Below are 20,583 nucleotides of genomic sequence, written 5' to 3' on the forward strand. Positions count from 1 at the left end.
AAGGTCCTTTACGAGGGTGAGCGGATTTACGAGGTCGGAGTCGAGGCGGCTCTACGGCCCGCCCTCGCCACCGCGATCTGGCGTGCGACCCGGGGGCCGAGCACGGAGAGGACGAGCAGGACTCCGGTCACGACGATCTGCGACTGGGCCGAGACGTCCTGGAGGCTCATCACGTTCTGGAGCGTGCCGAGCAGGAAGACACCCGCGATCGCGCCGCCGAGCGTGCCCTTGCCGCCGTCGAAGTCGATGCCGCCGAGCAGCACCGCGGCGATGACGGACAGTTCGAGGCCGGTCGCGTTGTCGTAGCGGGCGCTGGCGTAGTGCAGCGCCCAGAAGATCCCGGTGAGCGAGGCCATCAGCCCGGTCACCGTGAACAGGATCAGCTTCTGCCGCTTGACCCGGATGCCGGCGAACCGCGCGGCCTCCTCGCTCGCGCCGATGGCGAACGTGGCGCGCCCGAACGGCGTGGCGTGCAGGACGATCAGGGCGATCACGAGGAGCACCAGGAAGGGCGGGAAGGCCTTCGGGACGAACGAGTCCCCGTAGCGTCCGGACGCGAAGTCCAGGTACTGGGTGGGGAAGTCGGTCACCGCGTCCGAGCCGAGCACGATCTGTGCGATGCCCCGGTAGGCGGCGAGGGTGCCGATGGTGACGGCGAGGGAGGGCAGTCCGAGCCGGGTGACGAGCAGACCGTTGATCAGTCCGCAGACCACACCGAGCAGCAGACAGATCGGGATGATCACCTCGATCGTCATGCCCTGGTTCCACAGGGCGCCCATCACCGCGCCGGAGAGACCGGCGGTGGAGGCGACCGAGAGGTCGATCTCGCCCGAGACGACCAGCAGGGTCATCGGCAGGGCGATCATGGCGATCGGGAGCGTGCTGCCGATCAGGAACGACAGGTTGAAGGCGTTTCCGAAACCGTCGACCGTGCCGAAGGAGAGGAGCAGGACGACGATCAGGAGCGCGCCGACGACCGTGTCCCAGCGAATCGCTCGCGTCAAAGACTCAGGCATGGCGGGCGTTCCTCTTCTTCAGGGCCGAGGCCACGCGCAGCGCGACGACCCGGTCGACCGCGATGGCGAGGATGAGCAGGATGCCGTTGATGGCGAGCACCCACACGGAGCTGACACCGAGGGCGGGCAGCACGCTGTTGATGGAGGTCAGCAGCAGGGCGCCGAGGGCCGCGCCGTAGACGCTGCCGGAGCCGCCGGTGAAGACGACACCGCCGACCACGACCGCGCTGACGACGGTGAGTTCGTAGCCGTTGCCGGTCCCGGAGTCGACGTTGCCGAACCGGGCCAGGTACATCGCGCCGGCGAGTCCGGCGAGGGCCCCGCAGAAGGTGTACGCGGCGAGGATCCGCTTGCGGACGGGGATGCCGGCGAGCCGGGCGGCCTCGGGGTTGGAGCCGAGGGCGTACAGTTCGCGGCCGCTGCCGAAGTGCTTGAGGTAGTACGCCGTGGCCACGAGCACCGCGAGCGCGATGAGCGCGAGATACGGCACGGCGGAGATGCCGCCGGAGCCGAAGTCGATGAACCCGTCCGGGAGGTTCGCCGCGGTGATCTGCCGGGAGCCGACCCAGATGGAGTCGATGCCGCGGATGATGTAGAGCGTGCCCAGGGTGACGACAAGGGCGGGCACCTGGCCGAGGCTGACGAGCAGACCGTTGACGAGTCCGCAGCCGATGCCGAGGAGCACCGCGAGGGCGATCGCCACGACGGAGTTTCCGCCGCCCTGGAGATACGTACCGGCGGCGAAGGCGCTGATGCCCAGCGTCGAGCCGACCGACAGGTCGACGTTGCGGGTGATGACGACGAGGGACTGGCCGGTGGCGACCAGGACCAGGATCGTCGCGTTCAGCAGGAGGTCCTTGATGCCCTGCTCGGACAGGAACTCGCTGTTGCCGGCCTGGGTGACGCCGATCATCACCAGGAAGACGACCAGGATGGCGAGTTCGCGCATCTTGAAGACGCGGTCCACCAGCCGGGTGCCACTGGACTTGGGCACCTCGGCGACGGGGCTCTTGTCGGGGCTGATGACCGTCATGCGGCGGCCCTCCCCGTGGCTGCGGCCATCACGGTTTCCTCGGTGGCTTCGGAGCGCGGGATCTCGGCGGTGAGGCGGCCCTCGTGCATCACCAGCACGCGGTCGGCCATGCCGAGGATCTCGGGCAGGTCGGAGGAGATCATCAGAACGGCCACGCCGTCGGCGGCCAGTTCGCTCAGGAGGCGGTGCACCTCGGCCTTGGTGCCGACGTCGATGCCGCGGGTGGGCTCGTCGACGATCAGCACCTTGGGGCCGGTGGCCAGCCACTTGGCGAGGACGACCTTCTGCTGGTTGCCGCCGGACAGCGTGTTCACGGTGTCGGCGATGCGGGCGTACTTCACCTGGAGCTTGACCGCCCAGTCCAGGGACCGGCTGCGCTCGGCCCCCCGGTCCATCAGTCCGGCCTTGACGGTCGTACGCAGTCCGGTGAGGCCGATGTTGCGCTCGATGGACATGTCCATCACCAGGCCCTGGGCGCGCCGGTCCTCGGGAACGAGGGCCAGCCCGGCGGCCATGGCCGTGGAAGGGGCACCGTTGGTGAGCGCCTTGCCGGCCACGTCGACCTCGCCCGCGTCCCAGCGGTCGATGCCGAAGACCGCCCGGGCGACCTCGGTGCGCCCGGCGCCGACGAGTCCGGCGAGGCCGACGATCTCGCCCTGCCGGACGTCGAAGGAGACGTCCGTGAAAACGCCCTCCCGGGTCAGCCGGCGCACGCTCAGCGCCACCTCGCCGGCCTCGACGTCCTGCTTGGGGTAGAGCTCGTCGAGGTCGCGGCCGACCATGCGGCGGACGAGGTCGTCCTCGGTCATGCCGTCGATCGGCTCGCTGGAGATCCAGGCGCCGTCGCGCAGGGTGGTCACCCGCCGGCAGATCTGGAAGATCTCCTCCAGCCGGTGGGAGATGAACAGCACCGCGGCGCCCTGTTCGCGCAGGGTGCGCACGACTCCGAAGAGCCGGGCGACCTCGCTGCCGGTCAGGGCGGCGGTCGGCTCGTCCATGATCAGGACGCGGGCCTCGAAGGAGAGCGCCTTGGCGATCTCGACGATCTGCTGGTCCGCGATGGACAGGCCGCGCGCCGGGCGGTCGGGGTCGAGTTCGACGCCGAGCCGCTGCATCAGGGCGGCCGTGGCCGCGTGGGTGGACTTGTGGTCGATGCGGCCGAGCGCGCGCCGCGGCTGGCGGCCCATGAAGATGTTCTCGGCGATCGACAGGTCCGGGAAGAGCGTCGGCTCCTGGTAGATCACGGCGATTCCGGCGTCGCGGGCGTCGCCGGGGCCGTGGAAGACGACGGGCTCGCCGTCGAGCAGCACCTGGCCGGTGTCCGGCCGGTGCACCCCCGCGAGGGTCTTGATGAGGGTCGACTTGCCCGCGCCGTTCTCGCCGGCAAGGGCGTGCACTTCGCCGGGGAACAGTTCCAGGGACACGTCCCGAAGGGCGCGTACGGCGCCGAAGGACTTCGAGATGTCCTTGAGGGCCAGCACCGGGGATGGACCCGTTTCGGACGGGTGGGTCATGAGGGGCTCCTCGACGACGCCCGGGGCCTGCCTCACGGCGTCGTGAAAGGTTTCAACTTGGTTGCCGGGACGTTAGGCATGCAGTGCATGTCACGTCAATGGGTTCGTGTCGAAAATATTTCGATGTACGTAGGTAACAGCCGGGTCACGGGCAACAGGCTTGGCCTCAGGGCTTGACACCCTCCCGAGCGGCTCATAGCTTCCCGTCTTGAATCGTTTCACACCGAAGCTTTCTCGGAACGTGTTCTTGGAACCTTTCAAAACCTTCCGACCCGACGTCACAGGAGCCCTGAAGTGACCGAGCTCGCCGCGGTGAAGGCCGCGCTCAAGACCCAGGCAGTCGAGACGCCGTCGTGGGCGTACGGGAACTCGGGAACGCGCTTCAAGGTGTTCGCGCAACAGGGTGTCCCCCGTACCCCGCAGGAGAAGCTGGACGACGCGGCGCAGGTGCACGCGTTCACCGGTGTCGCGCCGACCGTCGCCCTGCACATCCCCTGGGACAAGGTCGAGGACTACGCCGCGCTGGCCAAGCACGCCGAGGACCGTGGCGTGCAGCTCGGCGCGATCAACTCCAACACCTTCCAGGACGACGACTACAAGCTCGGCAGCATCTGCCATCCGGAGGCTTCCGTACGCTGTAAGGCCGTGGACCATCTGCTGGAGTGCGTCGACATCATGGACGCGACCGGCTCCACCGATCTCAAGCTGTGGTTCGCCGACGGCACGAACTATCCCGGGCAGGACGACATCCGCTCCCGCCAGGACCGGCTGGCCGAGGGCCTCGCCGAGGTGTACGAGCGGCTCGGTGACGGGCAGCGGATGCTGCTGGAGTACAAGTTCTTCGAGCCGGCGTTCTACGCGACCGACGTCCCGGACTGGGGTACGGCGTACGCGCACTGCCTGAAGCTGGGCCCGAAGGCGCAGGTCGTCGTGGACACCGGGCACCACGCGCCCGGGACCAACATCGAGTTCATCGTCGCGACGCTGCTGCGGGAGGGGAAGCTCGGCGGGTTCGACTTCAACTCTCGGTTCTACGCGGATGACGACCTCATGGTGGGTGCGGCGGATCCGTTCCAGCTGTTCCGGATCATGTACGAAGTGGTGCGTGGGGGCGGGTTCACGCCGGACGTGGCGTTCATGCTCGATCAGTGCCACAACATCGAGGCAAAGATTCCGGCGATCATCCGTTCGGTGATGAATGTGCAGGAGGCGACGGCGAAGGCGCTGCTGGTCGACGGCGCCGCTTTGGCCGAGGCTCAGCGTGCCGGTGATGTGCTCAGTGCGAATGCGGTGCTGATGGACGCGTACAACACCGATGTGCGGCCGTTGCTGCGTGAGGTTCGCGAGGAGATGGGGCTGGACGTCGATCCCATGGGGGCGTACGCGCGGTCAGGGTGGGCCGAGAAGATCGTGGCTGAGCGTGTTGGTGGCGAGCAGGCCGGATGGGGTGCGTGAGCGTCTGCCGGGTTCTGTCGTCTGCGGGGTGCGGGCCGGATGTGGCTGGTCGCGCCCGCGCGGCGGAGCCGCAAATTGATACAGCCCCGCGCCCCTAGGTGTCTCCGCTTCCCCTCTCTTCAGAAGGAACTGAAAGTCATGGCAACCCATCCTGAAGCCGCCGCGCTGCTCGCCCGATCCCATCGGCTCGGTGCCGACCCCCGTAACACCAACTACGCCGGCGGGAACGCGTCCGCGAAAGGTGTCGAAACCGATCCCGTCACCGGGGGTGATGTGGAGCTGATGTGGGTCAAGGGGTCCGGTGGGGATCTGGGCACCCTGACCGAAGGTGGGCTGGCCGTGTTGCGGCTGGACCGGATGCGGGCGCTCGTCGATGTCTACCCGGGTGTCGAGCGTGAGGACGAGATGGTCGCCGCGTTCGACTACTGCCTGCACGGCAAGGGTGGCGCGGCGCCGTCCATCGACACCGCGATGCACGGGCTCGTCGAGGCCGCGCACGTGGATCATCTGCACCCCGACTCCGGGATCGCGCTCGCCTGCGCGGCGGACGGGGAGAAGCTGACCGCCGAGTGTTTCGGCGACACGGTCGCCTGGGTGCCGTGGCGGCGGCCCGGGTTCCAGCTGGGGCTGGACATCGCCGCGATCAAGGCGGCCAACCCGCAGGCCATCGGGTGCGTGCTCGGTGGACACGGGATCACCGCCTGGGGCGAGACGGCCGAGGAGTGCGAGCGGAACTCGCTGCACATCATCCGGACCGCCGAGAAGTTCCTGGAGGAGCACGGCAAGGCCGAGCCGTTCGGGCCCGCCGTCGAGGGGTACGGCGCGCTTCCCGAGGCCGAGCGGAAGGAGCGGGCCGCCGCGCTCGCGCCGCATGTCCGCGCCCTCGCCTCGCAGGACAAGCCGCAGGTCGGGCACTTCACCGACGCCGACGTGGTGCTGGACTTCCTGGCCGCCGCCGAGCACCCGCGGCTCGCCGCGCTCGGCACCTCCTGCCCCGACCACTTCCTGCGCACCAAGGTGGCGCCGCTCGTCCTCGACCTGCCGCCGGCCGCGCCGATCGAGGAGGCCGTCGCCCGGCTCAAGGAGCTGCACGCCTCCTACCGCGAGGAGTACGCCGCCTACTACCAGCGGCACGCCCTGCCCGACTCCCCCGCGATGCGCGGAGCGGACCCGGCGATCGTGCTGATCCCGGGTGTGGGCATGTTCTCCTTCGGCAAGGACAAGCAGACCGCCCGGGTGGCCGGCGAGTTCTACGTCAACGCCATCAACGTGATGCGCGGGGCGGAGGCCGTCTCCACGTACGCGCCGATCGAGGAGTCCGAGAAGTTCCGTATCGAGTACTGGGCCCTCGAGGAGGCCAAGCTCCAGCGGATGCCCAAGCCGAAGCCGCTCGCCACGCGGGTCGCGCTGGTGACGGGTGCGGGCAGCGGTATCGGCAAGGCGATCGCGCACCGGCTCGTCAGCGAGGGTGCCTGTGTCGTCGTCGCCGATCTCAACGGTGACAACGCCGCCGCCGTGGCCGAGGAGCTCGGCGGGCCCGACAAGGCCGTCGCCGTGACCGTGGACGTGACGTCCGAGGAGCAGATCGCCGAGGCCTTCAAGGCCGCCGCGCTCGCCTTCGGCGGGGTGGACCTCGTCGTCAACAACGCGGGCATCTCCATCTCCAAGCCGCTGCTCGAGACCTCGGCCAAGGACTGGGACCTCCAGCACGACATCATGGCCCGGGGCTCGTTCCTCGTCTCGCGCGAGGCCGCCCGGGTGATGATCGCGCAGGGGCTGGGCGGCGACATCGTCTACATCGCCTCCAAGAACGCCGTCTTCGCGGGCCCCAACAACATCGCCTACTCCGCCACCAAGGCCGACCAGGCCCACCAGGTCCGGCTGCTCGCCGCCGAGCTGGGTGAGCACGGCATCCGCGTCAACGGGGTCAACCCGGACGGCGTGGTGCGCGGGTCCGGCATCTTCGCCGCCGGCTGGGGCGCCCAGCGCGCCGCCGTGTACGGCGTGGAGGAGGAGAAGCTGGGCGAGTTCTACGCGCAGCGGACCATCCTCAAGCGCGAGGTGCTGCCCGACCATGTCGCCAACGCCGTCTTCGCCCTGACCGGCGGGGAGCTGACCCACACCACCGGTCTGCACATCCCGGTCGACGCCGGCGTCGCGGCCGCCTTCCTGCGGTGACGGGCGTGAAGTCGTACGCCGCGGTCGACCTCGGCGCGTCCAGCGGACGTGTCATGGTCGGCCGCGTCGGGCCGGACAGCCTGGAGCTGTCCGAGGCGCACCGCTTCCCGAACCGGCCGGTGCGCACCCCTGAGGGCCTGCGCTGGGACATCCTCTCCCTGTACGCCGGTGTCCTGGAGGGACTGCGGGCCGCCGGGCAGGTCGACTCGGTCGGCATCGACAGCTGGGCCGTGGACTACGGCCTCCTCGACGCGGACGGGGCGCTGCTCGGCAACCCCGTGCACTACCGGGACGCCCGCACCGAGGGCATCGCCGAGAAGGTGTGGGCGACCGTACCCGCCGAGGAACTGTACGCGGCGACGGGGCTCCAGTACGCGCCCTTCAACACCCTGTACCAGCTCACCGCGGCCCACTCGTCGGCTCAACTGACGCACGCCGAGCGGCTGTTGCTCATCCCCGACCTCCTGACCTACTGGCTCACCGGCGAGCAGGGCACGGAGCTCACCAACGCCTCGACGACCCAGCTGATCGATCCCCGGACGCGCGCGTGGTCGTACGACATCGCCGCGCGGCTCGGGATCGACCTGGACCTCTTCGCGCCGTTGCGGCAGCCCGGCGATCCGGCCGGGCTGCTGCGGCCCGAGGTGTTGGAGGAGACCGGGTTGCGGGGGCCGGTGCCGGTGACGGCGGTCGGTTCGCACGACACCGCGTCCGCGGTGGCCGCGGTGCCCGCCGGTGACGGTGAGCGGTTCGCGTACATCTGCACCGGCACCTGGTCGCTGGCCGGCCTCGAGCTGGACGCGCCGGTGCTGACCGAGGAGAGCCGGGCCGCCAACTTCACCAACGAGCTGGGGCTGGACGGCACGGTCCGCTACCTGCGCAACATCATGGGGCTGTGGCTGCTCCAGGAGTGCGTACGGGCCTGGGGCGAGCCGGACCTGGGGGCGCTGCTGCTCGACGCGGCGAAGGTGCCTCCGCTGCGGTCGGTCGTGGACGCGGGGGACGCGGCGTTCCTGGCGCCCGGGCGGATGCCGGAGCGGATCGCCGAGGCGTGCCGCGCCTCGGGGCAGCCGGTGCCCGAGACGCCGGGGGAGATCACGCGGTGCATCCTCGACTCGCTGGCCCTCGCACACCGCAGGGCGATCGCCGACGCACGGCGGCTCGCCGATCATCCGGTGGACGTCGTGTACGTCGTCGGCGGCGGTACCCGCAACGCGCTGCTCTGCCAGCTCACCGCCGACGCCTGCGGGCTGCCGGTGGTCGCGGGCCCGACCGAGGCCGCGGCGCTCGGAAACGTCCTGGTCCAGGCCCGGGCCCACGGCCTCGTCGGCGACCTGGCCGAGGCGCGGGGGCTGCTGACCCGTACCCAGCCGCTGACACGGTACGAACCCCAGGGGGACACGGCACCGTGGCGCGAGGCGGAGGCTCGGCTCACCGATCGGTGAGCGGGGTCTCCCCCATACCTCGCAGCCGCATTACTCTGCACTCATCCGATGATCGATCACAAGGAGCCGCGATGCGTGTCGCTCTGTTCCTGACCTGTGTCAACGACACGCTCTATCCGGACACCGGGCGCGCGGTGGTGAAACTGCTGACCAGGCTGGGCGTCGAGGTCGATTTCCCGATGGCCCAGACCTGCTGCGGGCAGGCGCACTACAACACCGGCTACCGCCATGAGGCCGAGCCGATGGCCCGGCATTTCTCCGATGTATTCGGGGAGTACGAGGCGATCGTCACGCCCTCCGGGTCGTGCGGGGCGATGGTGCGGGAGCTGTATCCGCGGATGGGTGAGCGGGCCCGGGCCGAGGGGCGTGGGGACTCGCTCGCGGCGACGCTGGCGCCCGTGGTCCCGAAGACGTACGAGCTGACCGAGTTCCTGGTGGACGTCCTCGGGGTCACGGACGTGGGTGCCTACTACCCGCACAAGGTGACCTACCACCCGACCTGTCACGGGCTGCGCGGTCTGGGGCTCGGTGAGCGGCCCCGGCGGCTGCTCCAGGCCGTGAAGGGGCTGGAGCTGGTCGAGCTGCCGGGGGCGGAGGAGTGCTGCGGCTTCGGCGGCACCTTCGCGCTGAAGAACTCCGATGTCTCGGCGGCGATGGGCGCCGACAAGGTGCGCAACGCCGAGTCGACGGGCGCCGATGTGCTGTGCGCGGCCGACAACTCCTGTCTGATGCACATCGGCGGCACGATGGCCCGGCTCAGCACGGAGATGCGGCCGGTGCACATCGCGGAGATCCTGGCGAGCACGGAGGAGGAGCCGGCGGTATGAGCGGGACGTTCGTAGGGATGCCGGCCTTTCCGAAGGCCGCGCACGAGGCGGTCGAGAACCGGACGCTGCGCGGGAATCTGCGGCACGCCACACACACCATCCGCGCCAAGCGCGAGAAGGCCGTCGCCGAGGTCTCCGACTGGGCTGAGCTGCGCGAGGCGGGCAAGCGGATCAAGGATCACACGCTCCGTCATCTCGACCGCTACCTCGTGCAGTTGGAGGAGTCGGTGACGGCGGCGGGCGGCATCGTCCACTGGGCCGCCGACGCCGACGAGGCCAACCGGATCGTGACCGAACTGGTCAAGGAGACGGGCGAGTCGGAGGTCGTCAAGGTCAAGTCGATGGCCACGCAGGAGATCGGGCTCAACGAGGCGCTGGAGGAGGCCGGGATCCGCGCCTACGAGACGGATCTCGCCGAGCTCATCGTGCAGTTGGGCAAGGACCGGCCCTCGCACATCCTCGTTCCGGCGATCCACCGCAACAGGGGCGAGATCCGGGACATCTTCGAGCGTGAGATGAGCGAGTGGGGCCGCCCCGCCCCCGAGGGACTGACCGACAGCCCCGCCGAACTCGCCGAGGCCGCACGCCTGCACCTGCGCGAGAAGTTCCTGCGCGCCAAGGTCGGCATCTCCGGCGCCAACTTCATGATCGCCGAGACCGGCACGCTGGTGGTCGTCGAGTCCGAGGGCAACGGTCGGATGTGTCTGACCCTGCCCGAGACGCTGATCTCGGTCGTCGGCATCGAGAAGATCCTGCCGACCTGGCAGGACCTGGAGGTCTTCCTCCAGACGCTCCCCCGCTCCTCGACGGCCGAGCGCATGAACCCGTACACGTCGACGTGGACCGGGACCACGGACTCCGAGACCGCCGACGGCCCGCAGACCTTCCATCTGGTCCTGCTCGACAACGGCCGCACCGACACCCTCGCCGACGAGGTCGGCCGCCAGGCCCTGCGCTGCATCCGCTGCTCGGCGTGCCTGAACGTCTGCCCGGTCTACGAGCGGGCCGGCGGCCACGCCTACGGCTCGGTCTACCCGGGCCCGATCGGCGCCATCCTCAGCCCCCAACTGAGGGGGACGCAGAGCGAGATCGACGCCTCCCTCCCGTACGCGTCCTCGCTGTGCGGGGCCTGCTACGAGGTGTGCCCGGTCGCCATCGACATCCCCGAGGTGCTGGTGCACCTGCGGGAGCGGGTCGTGGAGGGCGGGCCGGTGGTCCGCGAGGGCAACAAGGTCGTGCTGAAGCCGGCCAAGGGACATGCCGCCGAGCGGGCGGCCATGCGGGCGGCCCGCTGGGCGTTCGCCCGCCCCGGCGCGCTGCGCACCGGCCAGCGGCTCGCCTCGCGCACCCGCCGCCTCCACCCGCGCAAGCTGCCGGGCCCCGGCAAGGCGTGGAGCGGCACCCGGGATCTGCCGCCGCTGCCGGCCGAGCCGTTCCGGGACTGGTGGCAGCGGACCAACGGCGGAAAGGACGGCGCCAAGTGAGCAGCAGGGAACGGATCCTGGGCCGGGTGCGGCGCGCGCTCGCCGACGTACCGCAGGACGACACGCCGTACGACCAGGCGGTCGCCCGGGACTACGTGCGCGAGCACGGGGACCGGAGTGTCGAGCAGACCGTCGAGCTGCTGGCCGAGAACCTCGCCGACTACCGGGCGATCGTGCACCGCTGCACCGCCGACGACCTGGCCGTGACGCTCGCCGGGATGCTGGCCGCGCGGGGCGCGAAGACGGTGCTGGTGCCGCCGGGTCTGGAACCGTCCTGGCTCGCGGAGGCCGAGGCCGACCAGGTGCCGGACCGGTCGGAGAGCACCCCGCACGAGCTGGACGGGATCGACAGCGTGGTCACGGCGTGCGCGGTGGCCATCGCGGAGACCGGCACGATCGTCCTGGACGGCTCGCCCGACCAGGGCCGCCGCCGCATCACGCTCGTGCCCGACCACCACATCTGTGTCGTACGGGTCCCGGAGCAGGTCGTCTCCTCCGTCCCGCAGGGGCTCGAACGTCTCGACCCGGCCCGCCCGTTGACGTGGATCTCCGGTCCTTCGGCGACCAGTGACATCGAGCTGGACCGGGTCGAGGGGGTGCACGGTCCGCGCACCCTGGAGGTGGTGCTGGTGGGCGGCCGGTCGAGCGCGGAGGTCGACTCGTAGCGGCCGGAAGGAAGCCGGGGATGCGCACTCCTCCCTCCCGAGCTGCCGGCTTCGAAATCTTCGAAAACTGAGAGCCGCCCTTCGCCAGCCAGAGGGACCTCGTGGGAAGGCGCCGTGCGGCACGCGCCGTTAGCGTGTGGGCATGATCCGGTTCGAGCAGGTCAGCAAGCGGTATCCGGACGGTACGACGGCCGTGGACGACCTGAGTTTCGAGGTGTCCGAGGGGGAGCTCGTCACCCTGGTGGGCCCGTCCGGCTGCGGCAAGACGACGACCATGATGATGGTCAACCGCCTGATCGAGCCGACCTCGGGGCGGATCCTCGTCAACGGCGACGACATCGCGCACATCGACCCGGTGCGGCTGCGGCGCCGGATCGGCTACGTCATCCAGCAGGTGGGGCTCTTCCCGCACCGCACGATCCTCGACAACACGGCGACCGTGCCGGCACTGGTGGGCTGGAAGAAGGCGAAGGCCAGGGCGCGCGCGGCCGAGCTGCTCGATCTGGTGGGCCTGGACCCCAAGCGGTACGGGCCGCGCTATCCCGACCAGCTGTCCGGCGGGCAGCGGCAGCGGGTCGGCGTGGCGCGGGCGCTGGCCGCCGATCCGCCGGTGCTGCTGATGGACGAGCCGTTCGGCGCGGTTGACCCGGTGGTGCGGGAGCAGTTGCAGGACGAGTTCCTGCGGATGCAGGCCGCGGTGCGCAAGACGGTGCTGCTGGTCACGCACGACATCGAGGAGGCGGTCCGGCTGGGCGACCGGATCGCCGTGTACGGGCAGGGGCGGATCGAGCAGTTCGACACGCCCGGAACGGTTCTGGGGGCGCCGGCGACGCCGTACGTGGCCGAGTTCGTGGGCGCCGACCGTGGGCTGAAGCGGCTGTCGGTCACCGACGTCGAGGCCGACGACCTGGAGCAGCCGCCGCTGGCCCGCCTGGACGAGCCGGCCGGGACCGCCGCGGAACGGCTGGGTGCGGAGGGGGCCCGCTGGGCCGTGGTCCTCGACGACGCGGGCGAACTCCACGGCTGGGTCGGCGTGGACGACCTCGGCGCGGGCGGCACGGTCGGCGACCGCGCCCACCGGATGAACGCCTGGGTGCCGGTGGGCGCCCCCCTCAAGCAGGCGTTCGGGGTGATGCTCCAGCACGACGCGGGCTGGGTCGCCGTGCTGGACGGGGCACGCTTCCTGGGCGTCCTGACCCCGGCCAAGCTGCACGAGGCCCTGCGCCGATCGGTGGACGCGGACGCGCTGGGGGTGCCTCGGGACCAGGTGCGGTTCGATTCGGTGGCGGGTGCGTAGGTGTTGCCGGGTGGAGGTCGACGCGTCGGCGCTGCCGGGGCCGTGGTGGCGCGTAGGTGTGCCGGGGTGGTGGACCTGTAGGTGTGGACGGCGGGGGTCGGTTTCTGCTGTCAGGGGGTCAGGGGCACGGTCGGGCCTGGGACTAGGTCGTCGGTCCTCCGTCTTGGTCGCGTCCTAGATCGTGCGCGGGGCCGATGTCTCCGGGACGGGGGCGGGACAGCATGAGGGTCGACGCCTGTCAGAAGGAGCGCACCATGTCCTACCCGGAACACCTCGCGTACCCGGAGCCCCGCTATCTCGGCGACGAGGGTGAGGTGAACGCGTCCTTCCGGTCGGCCGAGACGCCCCCGGACATCTCGTCGCCGGGCGGCGCCACCCACTACCTCGCCACGCACGACTCCACCGGCGGCGAATTCGGGCTGTACAAGGCGGAGTTGGGCCCGCGGTCCGCCGGGGCCCGGACCCACTTCCACCGGGCGATGTCGGAGTCCTTCTACATCCTCTCCGGCGAACTGGAGCTCTACGACGGCGAGAAGTGGGTCACGGGGCGGACCGGTGACTTCCTGTACGTCCCGGTCGGCGGGCTGCACGCCTTCAAGAACACGACGGACGAGCCCATGTCCATGCTGATGCTCTTCTCCCCGGGCGCCCCGCGTGAGGAGTACTTCGAACGGGTCGCGGAGGTGTCGCAGCGCGGCGCCGAGGAACTGAAGCGGTTCCGCATCCGGCACGACAGCTACTTCGTGGAGGACTTCGAACCGCGCGGGGAGTAGGCGGCCGCGCGCCGGTCAGGAGCTCTTTCCCGGTCGGCGGGTCGACTCCCGTCCCAGGATGCCGAAGGCCCAGCGTTCGTTGAAGCCCGCGACGAAGCCGACGGCGCACCAGAAGCCCCAGAAGTCGGTGCCCTTGACGGCGGAGCCGGGACTGCCCGGGGACGGGCAGATCTCGGCCGCCGTCGCCGGGACCTGGAAGACCGGCACGATACCGCCGCTGAAGAGGAAGTAGACGGCCAGCGCGAGGACCCAGCCGACGAAGACCCGGTAGAGGCCCTCGTGGCGCATGCTGCGGGCCATCTGACCGGGTACCACTACGCCTTCGCGACCGTTGGTCTGTCGTCGCGCGAGCTGGTCCGCGCTGCCCCGCAGCCGCACCAGGACGCTGAGCACCGCGCCGAACGCGCCGACGCCGCCGCAGACGAAGGCGCCCATCAGACTCCAGCGGTTGGTGCAGTTGAGCGTCACGCCCAGCGCCCCGAGCAGGCCCACGCCCCACAGCAGCGGTACGGCGAGCAGGACCAGGCTGACGGCCGAGCCCAGGCCGAGGCCGATGTTGAGGCCGCGGCTGACGGCCGTCGCGCTGTCCTGGGCCAGCCGGCCACGCAGGTCGGCGATCTCCTGGTCGAGATACTCCGCCAGGTGCTCGTTCGGCTTCTGGTCGCCGAGACGGGGATCGGTCAGCGCATTGCCGAGCACCCGCACGACGGTGACGCGTGCCGAGATCCTCGTACGGTGTTCGAAGGCGCGTTGCGAGGCCCCGTAGAGCAGTTGCAGCTGGAGTTGCTGTTCGGGATACAGATCGCCGAACTGCACATAGGCGCCGTCGAAGCCGGCCGGCACCACGTCGACGAGTCCCTCGGGTCGCAGCTCGGTGTCGGCCCCGTCGAACGATTCACGCATCCCCCGCCACCAAGGGTGACGGTCTCCCCCGTTGTTGTCCCCCATGAACCGGGTGTACCCGCGCGGAAGGACCCCGGGAAGCCTCCCCACCGCACCAGTACGGTCACCGACGTCACGGAGCCGTCACGTCAGCTGTAGACGATCGGGCAGCCGCGGCGCAGGGAGTGCTGGGCGGCGCGGAGATACAGGGCCACGTAGAAGGCGGCGTCGAGGTCGTCGGCCCAGGGGCCGGGTCGGGCGGCGGCGGTCTCTTTGGCCTGTCCGTCGAGGAACCAGCAGGTCAGACCGAGGTTCGTGTACGCGGCCGGCAGCATGGGCGGCAGTGCGATGGCCGAGGCCAGCCGCTGGGCGAGGGCGAGCGCCCGGGGCGCTCCGGCGACCACCGTGACGTCCGTGTAGGCGGAGCCGATGGGCAGCCGTATCTCCTCCTCGATCGCGATCGGCACCAGAACCGACCAGCTGCAGAGGAACTCTTCCTCCGCCCGCGTCAGATGCGCCCGGCACAACTTGACGAAGCCGTCCATGGACGGACTCAGCTTCTCCTCGAACCACGGAGCACTTCTCTCCTCGAGCAACGGCTCGTACGCGGGCAGACCGCGCTGCCTCAACTCTTCGTCGAGCGCTGCGGCGATCTCCCCATGACCGCCCTCGTGCTCATCACGCCAGTCCTGTGCGTCGACATCGACCAGATAGACACCCATGACGGCAATGTACGGTGCCCCACTGACATCTCACTTCAGCAGCCGTTTCTCCTCCAGATACGTCCGCGCCACGTCCTTCGCCAATCGGCGCCAGCTGTCCACCTGTTGGTTCATCGAGGCCAGGTCGGTCGTGGTCAGGACGTCGTTCAGCTTGTCCAGCGCCTTGGTGACGCCCTCGCTGCCGGCGCGGGAGCGGTTGACGACGGGGACGACGTAGTCGGCGTTCTGGAGGTGCTTGTCGTCGGTGAGGATGACCAGGCCGAAGTCGGTCAGGGTGGCGTCGGTCGTGGTGGTGAGCACCATCTGGTCCTGACCGCTCTGGACCGCCCGCTTGGCCTGGGTGGTGCCGACGCCCTTGGGGTCGACGCCGGTGATGTCGATGCCGTAGGTCTTCCTCAACCCCGGTTCGCAGTAAGGCCGTTGGACGCACTCGTCCCCGGCGGCGAGGCGTACCTTCAGGCCCGAGGCGCCGAGGTCGCTCAGGGTCTTCAGGTCGTGCTGCCGTGCGTAGGCGGCGCTCACGGCGAAGGCGTTCTGGTCGACGGCCCTGCCCGCGTCCAGGACGGTGAGGCCGCGCGGTGTGGCCAGTCGGCGCAGGGCCTTCATCGTGGCGGCGAGGTCGGGTGAGCCGACCGGGGTCGCGTCGGCGCCGTTGGTCTTGGCGTTGAGCCAGTCGGCGAAGGTCGCCGCGTACTCGGGCACGACGTCGATCTGGCCGGATTCCAGGGCCGGTTCGTACAGTTCGCGGTTGGCGACGGTGAGCAGGGATGTCCGGTAGCCGGCCTGGTTCAGCAGCAGCGCGTACATCTGGGCGAGCAGGTCGCTCTCGGTGAACCCGGCGGATCCGATGGTCAGTCGGTGGCTGTCGCCGGGCGCGGCGGTGACCGCGCTCTGGTTCTCCAGGGACGGGCCCGTGGAGCAGCCGGTCAGCAGCGCGCCGAGCACCACGGCGACCCACCGGCGCCTCATCGCGTGCCCCTCGTCCAGCGCGGCGCCAGGCGCTCGGCGATCTCGAAGACGCCCTCGACGAGCAGCGCGAACAGGGCGACGAGCACCGCTCCGGCCACCACCTGCGGCGTACTGGCGAGGTTGAAGCCGGCCGTGATGATGCGGCCCAGCCCTCCGCCGCCCGCGAGCGCGGCGATGGTGGCGGTCGCGACGAGCTGGACGGCGGCGATGCGTACTCCGTTCAGCACCATGGGGAGCGCCAGGGGCAGCTCCACGCGGAACAGCATCTGCCCTCCGGTCATCCCCATGCCGCGGGCCGCTTGGACGACGCCGCGGTCCACCTCACGCATGCCGACGTAGGCGTTGGTGAGCAGGGGCGGGAGGGCGAACAGCACGAGGGCGACGACCGTCGGGCCCTCTCCCCAGTCGCCGACGGGTGTGAGCAGCAGGAGCACCAGGACGGCGAAGGTGGGCACCGCCCGGCCGATGTTGGAGATGTTGACCGCGAGGGCGCCGCCCTTGCCGAGGTGGCCGAGGACGAGGGCGACCGGGAGGGCGATCAGGCAGCTGACGACCAGGCAGACCACCGTGAGGAGGAGATGCTGGAGCAGCCGGTGCCAGATGCCGTCGTCGCCGGCCCAGTGGGCGGAGTCGGTGAGCCAGTCCCAGGCGTCGGTGAGGGTCGTCATCCGCGGGCCGCCCTGGTCCACGGGGTGAGCAGCCGCTGTACGCCGAGGAGCAGCACGTCGGCCGCGACCGCGATCACGACGCACAGCACGGAGGCGGTGAGGACCTGGGCCTTGAAGTAGGTGTTCATGCCCGCGTAGATGAGGTTCCCGAGCCCTCCGAAGCCGACGATCGCACCGACCGTGACCAGCGACACCGCGGAGACCGTGGCGATGCGCAGGCCGGCCATCGCGGCGGGCAGGGCGAGGGGCAGTTCGACGGTGAGCAGCAGGCGGACCGGGCCGTAGCCCATGCCGCGGGCGGCCTGCCGGGTCTCCTCGGGGACGGCCCGCAGTCCGGCGAGGATGTTCCGCACGAGCAGGGTGAGCGAGTAGAGGACGAGTCCGGCGACGACCAGGCCCGCCGAGAGCCCGTACACGGGCAGGAGCAGGGAGAACATCGCCAGGGAGGGGATCGTGTAGAGGACCGTCGTGACGGCGAGGACGGGGCCCGCCGCCCAGCCCCAGCGGCGCGCCAGCACGGCGAGCGGCAGCGCGATGACGAGGCCGATGAGCACCGAGACCGTGGTCAGTTGCAGATGCTGGAGGACCGCGTCCCAGAGGATCTGCCGACGGGAGCTCAGATACTCGCCGCAGATCCACTCGTTGCGCGCGAGGCAGTCGTCCGGAGGGGCGGTCACTCCTCCATTGCACCGGTCGTGCCAGGGGGTCGGCTCGTTGTGGTGACCCGTCCGGGGTGTCGCTGGGTACACCCCTCGATACGGGTTCTGGGCCCAATGTGGTCGCTCCGTCTTCTCCGTAACTTCGCTGTCAGGGCACAGGGAGTGCCGGACGGAGAGGTCAAGACGATGTTTCGCACACGTTCGCGACGTACGCACGACACGGGCCCCGCCGCCGAGGCGCTGCGGCTGGTGAAGGTCTCCAAGACCTACGGCAGCGAGGACAGCGCGGTGACCGCCCTGGACGGGGTGACGCTCAGCCTGCCCCGGGGCTCCTTCACGGCGGTGATGGGACCGTCGGGCTCCGGCAAGTCGACGCTGCTCCAGTGCGCGGCCGGGCTGGACCGGCCCGACAGCGGGATCGTGGTGGTGGACGGCGCCGAGCTGACGGGCGGCGGCGAGGCCGAGCTGACGCGGTTCCGGCGGGGCCGGATCGGGTTCGTGTTCCAGCAGTACAACCTGCTGGACACGCTCACCGTCGCGCAGAACACGGTGCTGCCGCTGAAGCTCGCGGGGCAGCGCGTCGACCGGCGGCGGGCCCGGGAGGTGCTCACCCAGGTCGGTCTCGGGGACCGGCTCGGGCACCGTCCCGACCAGTTGTCCGGCGGTCAGCGCCAGCGGGTCGCGATCGCCCGCGCCCTGGTCGCCGAGCCCCGGGTGATCTTCGCGGACGAGCCGACCGGCGCGCTGGACACCCGCAGCGCACGCGATGTGCTGCGGCTGCTCCAGGAGGCGGTCCGGGTGCACGGCCGGACCGTGGTGATGGTGACCCACGACCCGGTCGCCGCCAGTTACGCCGACTCGGTGCTGTTCCTCGCCGACGGCAGGCTGGCCGGCGGGCTGACCGCGCCCACCGCGGACGCGGTCGCCGAGCGCCTCGCCCACCTCGGCGACGACCTGACGGCGGGGGTGTGACCGATGTTCGTACTGGCCATGCGGTCGATCCGGCAACGCCCCGGACGGTTCCTCGCGACGCTGCTGTCCGCCTTCCTCGGCGCGGCGATCATCATGACGTTCAACTCGATGCACGACACGGCGGCCCAGAACGGCGTCGACCCGGTGAGCTCGGAGACGCTCACGACCGCGGCGAGCGTGGTGGGCGGTTACGGCTCCCTGCTGGTGTTCTTCGCCGTGGCCTCCACGCTCACCGTCAACGTGCGCCAGCGGGCCGCCGAACTGGAGCTGCTGCGCTGCTCGGGGGCGACTCCGGCGCAGCTCAAGCGGATGGTGGTCGGTGAGGCGATGGCCGTGGCCCTGGTGGGCGTCGCGCTGGCGATCGGCCCGGCGATGCTCGGCGGACAGGCGCTGCTGGACCTGTTCCAGGACAACGGTCAGGTGGCGTCGTCGGTCGACCACTCCTTCGGCCCGATCGCGTTGCTGTCGGGCGTGGCCATCACGCTGCTCGCCACCGTGGGCGCCGCGTTCCTCGCGGTACGGCGGGTGACGCGCGGACAGCGCCGACAGCGCGGCCGGGCACGGAAGTTCTTCACGTACGCCGCTCTCGTGGCCGGCGCCCTGTCGGCGACGTCCACCTTCGCCTCCTCCGGGACGGACGAGACGCTGATGGCACCGCCTGCGTACGGGGCGATCCTGCTGTCGGTCGGGCTCGCGCTCCTCGCGCCGCGGCTGCTGGCGGGGGTGCTGGACCGGCTGCGTCTGTCGGGTGCGGCGGGTTGGCTGGCCGTGCGCAATCTGCGGGAGCGGGCCGGGCATCTCTCCGGGATCCTGATGTCGCTGATCCTGTTCACGGCGATGGCCACGGCGACACTCACCATGCAGTCGGTGGAGAGCGACGCCATCGAGGCGTCGGGGCTGGTGAAGTCGGTCGACGCCAAGAACCTGGAGACGCTGAACTACACGGTCGTCGGGATCATCGTGGTGTTCGTCTGCGTGATGCTGGTCAACTCGCTGTACGCGGCGACCACTTACCGCGGCCGGGAGTTCGGTCAGCAGCGGCTGGCCGGGGCCACGCCGGGTCAGGTGCTCGGGGTGGTCGGGGCCGAGACGCTGGTCCTGACGGTCACCGGAGTCTTCTTCGGCACGGTCGCCGCGCTGGCGGGGATCGTCCCCTTCGCCGTCGTCCGTACCGACGCGGTGCTGCCGGAGCAGACCTTCGGCATCTGGCTCGCGGTGGTGTCGGTCGCGGCGGCGGTGACGCTGGGGACGAGTCTGGCGACGGCGCGGAAGGTGCTGCGGACACCGGCGACGGAGGCTGTGGCACTGGCCGCGTGAGGGGAGCGCGCGGGTGAGGGGGCGGCTGCCGCGGCGGCCGCCCCCTCGTCGTACGTCCGGGTCGTATGCCTGGTCAACTCATCGTTGATGCTTCACGCACCACGCGGTGGCTGAGGAGGACCACTCGGCCGAAGGTGCGGGTCTCGACGAGTTCGAGATCGACCCGGCGCTCGTTGCGGGGGAAGAACGGTGTGCCGCCGCCGGCCAGCACCGGGTAGACCATGGCCCGGTACTCGTCGATCAGCCCCGCCGCCGCGGCCTCGGCGGCGAGCGTCGCGCCGCCGATCGCGATCTCGCCCTCCCCGGGCTCGGCGCGCAGCCGCTCGATCTCCTCCACCAGACCGCCGGAGACCAGGCGGGCGTTGCCCTTCACCTCCGACAGCGTGGTGGAGAACACCACCTTGGGCAGCGGGTTCCAGAGCCGCACCCATTCGCGGTCGTCCTCGTCGAAGGACTGCTCCTGCTCGGCGGTCTCCCAGTACAGCATCGTCTCGTACAGCCGCCGCCCCATCAGGTGGACGTCGACGCCGCGGATCTCGTCGATCCAGTAGCGGAAGATCTCCTTGTCGAACCCGGGCCAGTCGAAACCGCCGTCCGGTCCGACGGTGTAGCCGTCGAGTGAGACGTTCATCGAGTAGGTCACTCTGCGCATCGGAAGTCCTCCTGGGTGACGGATTCGACGTTGTGACTGCCGAACGCTCCGGAAC

Annotated in this window: 19 protein-coding genes; 10 read left to right on the top strand and 9 right to left on the bottom strand. The window is 70.4% G+C overall.

From position 1 onward, the window contains the following. Positions 1 to 26: 26 nt before the first annotated feature. The 3 genes from ABKA17_RS06645 to ABKA17_RS06655 are packed head-to-tail and all read right to left on the bottom strand — an operon-like array spanning position 27 to position 3,563. A complete protein-coding gene (locus ABKA17_RS06645) occupies positions 27 to 1,016 on the bottom strand; it encodes an ABC transporter permease (protein WP_353690924.1) in 990 nt (329 codons plus the stop codon). After that, positions 1,009 to 2,049: an ABC transporter permease gene (locus ABKA17_RS06650; RefSeq protein WP_353690925.1), complete on the bottom strand. Its 1,041-nt coding sequence runs from the start codon at positions 2,047 to 2,049 to the stop codon at positions 1,009 to 1,011. Before ABKA17_RS06650 ends, ABKA17_RS06645 begins: the two co-directional genes overlap by 8 nt. After that, on the bottom strand, positions 2,046 to 3,563 hold the full coding sequence (locus ABKA17_RS06655; protein WP_353690926.1) for a sugar ABC transporter ATP-binding protein: 1,518 nt from the start codon (positions 3,561 to 3,563) through the stop codon (positions 2,046 to 2,048). Before ABKA17_RS06655 ends, ABKA17_RS06650 begins: the two co-directional genes overlap by 4 nt. Before the next feature lie 294 nt (positions 3,564 to 3,857). On the opposite strand from ABKA17_RS06655, the gene rhaI reads away from it, so the two are divergent. The 8 genes from rhaI (at position 3,858) to ABKA17_RS06695 (ending at position 13,687) form a co-directional block, all read left to right on the top strand. After that, positions 3,858 to 5,018 (top strand): L-rhamnose isomerase, encoded by a 1,161-nt coding sequence (gene rhaI / locus ABKA17_RS06660; protein ID WP_353690927.1) that lies wholly within the window; start codon positions 3,858 to 3,860, stop codon positions 5,016 to 5,018. 138 nt (positions 5,019 to 5,156) lie between these two features. Then, positions 5,157 to 7,196, top strand: a complete 2,040-nt coding sequence (locus tag ABKA17_RS06665; protein ID WP_353690928.1) for a bifunctional aldolase/short-chain dehydrogenase — start codon at positions 5,157 to 5,159, stop codon at positions 7,194 to 7,196. Positions 7,197 to 7,201: 5 nt separating this feature from the next. Next, positions 7,202 to 8,641 (top strand): rhamnulokinase, encoded by a 1,440-nt coding sequence (locus ABKA17_RS06670; RefSeq protein ID WP_353690929.1) that lies wholly within the window; start codon positions 7,202 to 7,204, stop codon positions 8,639 to 8,641. A 71-nt stretch (positions 8,642 to 8,712) separates the two neighbouring features. Next, positions 8,713 to 9,468, top strand: a complete 756-nt coding sequence (locus tag ABKA17_RS06675) for a (Fe-S)-binding protein (RefSeq protein ID WP_353690930.1) — start codon at positions 8,713 to 8,715, stop codon at positions 9,466 to 9,468. Further along, the gene (locus tag ABKA17_RS06680) at positions 9,465 to 10,952 is read left to right on the top strand and encodes a LutB/LldF family L-lactate oxidation iron-sulfur protein (protein ID WP_353690931.1); all 1,488 of its coding nucleotides are present in this window, start codon (positions 9,465 to 9,467) and stop codon (positions 10,950 to 10,952) included. Before ABKA17_RS06675 ends, ABKA17_RS06680 begins: the two co-directional genes overlap by 4 nt. Further along, positions 10,949 to 11,617, top strand: coding sequence for a LutC/YkgG family protein (locus ABKA17_RS06685; RefSeq protein WP_353690932.1), 669 nt, complete (start codon positions 10,949 to 10,951; stop codon positions 11,615 to 11,617). Before ABKA17_RS06680 ends, ABKA17_RS06685 begins: the two co-directional genes overlap by 4 nt. A gap of 142 nt (positions 11,618 to 11,759) precedes the next feature. After that, positions 11,760 to 12,914: a betaine/proline/choline family ABC transporter ATP-binding protein gene (locus tag ABKA17_RS06690; RefSeq protein ID WP_353690933.1), complete on the top strand. Its 1,155-nt coding sequence runs from the start codon at positions 11,760 to 11,762 to the stop codon at positions 12,912 to 12,914. A gap of 254 nt (positions 12,915 to 13,168) precedes the next feature. After that, complete coding sequence (locus tag ABKA17_RS06695) at positions 13,169 to 13,687, top strand: cupin domain-containing protein (RefSeq protein ID WP_353690934.1); 519 nt, start codon at positions 13,169 to 13,171, stop codon at positions 13,685 to 13,687. 15 nt (positions 13,688 to 13,702) lie between these two features. Here ABKA17_RS06695 and ABKA17_RS06700 read toward each other — a convergent pair whose 3' ends face one another. The 5 genes from ABKA17_RS06700 to ABKA17_RS06720 form a co-directional block, all read right to left on the bottom strand. Then, entirely contained in the window at positions 13,703 to 14,590 is an 888-nt protein-coding gene (locus ABKA17_RS06700) for a hypothetical protein (protein ID WP_353690935.1), read from the bottom strand. Positions 14,591 to 14,718: 128 nt separating this feature from the next. Beyond that, the gene (locus tag ABKA17_RS06705; protein WP_353690936.1) at positions 14,719 to 15,291 is read right to left on the bottom strand and encodes a hypothetical protein; all 573 of its coding nucleotides are present in this window, start codon (positions 15,289 to 15,291) and stop codon (positions 14,719 to 14,721) included. A 30-nt stretch (positions 15,292 to 15,321) separates the two neighbouring features. Then, complete coding sequence (locus tag ABKA17_RS06710) at positions 15,322 to 16,260, bottom strand: ABC transporter substrate-binding protein (RefSeq protein WP_353690937.1); 939 nt, start codon at positions 16,258 to 16,260, stop codon at positions 15,322 to 15,324. Continuing rightward, positions 16,257 to 16,928, bottom strand: coding sequence for an ABC transporter permease (locus tag ABKA17_RS06715; RefSeq protein ID WP_353690938.1), 672 nt, complete (start codon positions 16,926 to 16,928; stop codon positions 16,257 to 16,259). Before ABKA17_RS06715 ends, ABKA17_RS06710 begins: the two co-directional genes overlap by 4 nt. Beyond that, on the bottom strand, positions 16,925 to 17,605 hold the full coding sequence (locus tag ABKA17_RS06720; protein ID WP_353690939.1) for an ABC transporter permease: 681 nt from the start codon (positions 17,603 to 17,605) through the stop codon (positions 16,925 to 16,927). Before ABKA17_RS06720 ends, ABKA17_RS06715 begins: the two co-directional genes overlap by 4 nt. Positions 17,606 to 17,773: 168 nt before the next feature. On the opposite strand from ABKA17_RS06720, the gene ABKA17_RS06725 reads away from it, so the two are divergent. Together ABKA17_RS06725 and ABKA17_RS06730 are read left to right on the top strand one after the other, a co-directional pair. Next, positions 17,774 to 18,559, top strand: coding sequence for an ABC transporter ATP-binding protein (locus ABKA17_RS06725; RefSeq protein WP_353690940.1), 786 nt, complete (start codon positions 17,774 to 17,776; stop codon positions 18,557 to 18,559). A 3-nt stretch (positions 18,560 to 18,562) separates the two neighbouring features. After that, positions 18,563 to 19,876 carry an FtsX-like permease family protein gene (locus ABKA17_RS06730; protein ID WP_353690941.1) on the top strand — a complete coding sequence of 438 codons (1,314 nt, stop codon included), beginning with the start codon at positions 18,563 to 18,565 and terminating at the stop codon, positions 19,874 to 19,876. 73 nt (positions 19,877 to 19,949) lie between these two features. Here ABKA17_RS06730 and ABKA17_RS06735 read toward each other — a convergent pair whose 3' ends face one another. Further along, positions 19,950 to 20,528: a dihydrofolate reductase family protein gene (locus tag ABKA17_RS06735; RefSeq protein ID WP_353690942.1), complete on the bottom strand. Its 579-nt coding sequence runs from the start codon at positions 20,526 to 20,528 to the stop codon at positions 19,950 to 19,952. Between the last annotated feature and the right edge of the window lie 55 nt (positions 20,529 to 20,583).

It is taken from the genome of Streptomyces sp. RG80 (assembly GCF_040446465.1).
In the GTDB taxonomy this organism is placed as follows: Bacteria; Actinomycetota; Actinomycetes; order Streptomycetales; family Streptomycetaceae; genus Streptomyces.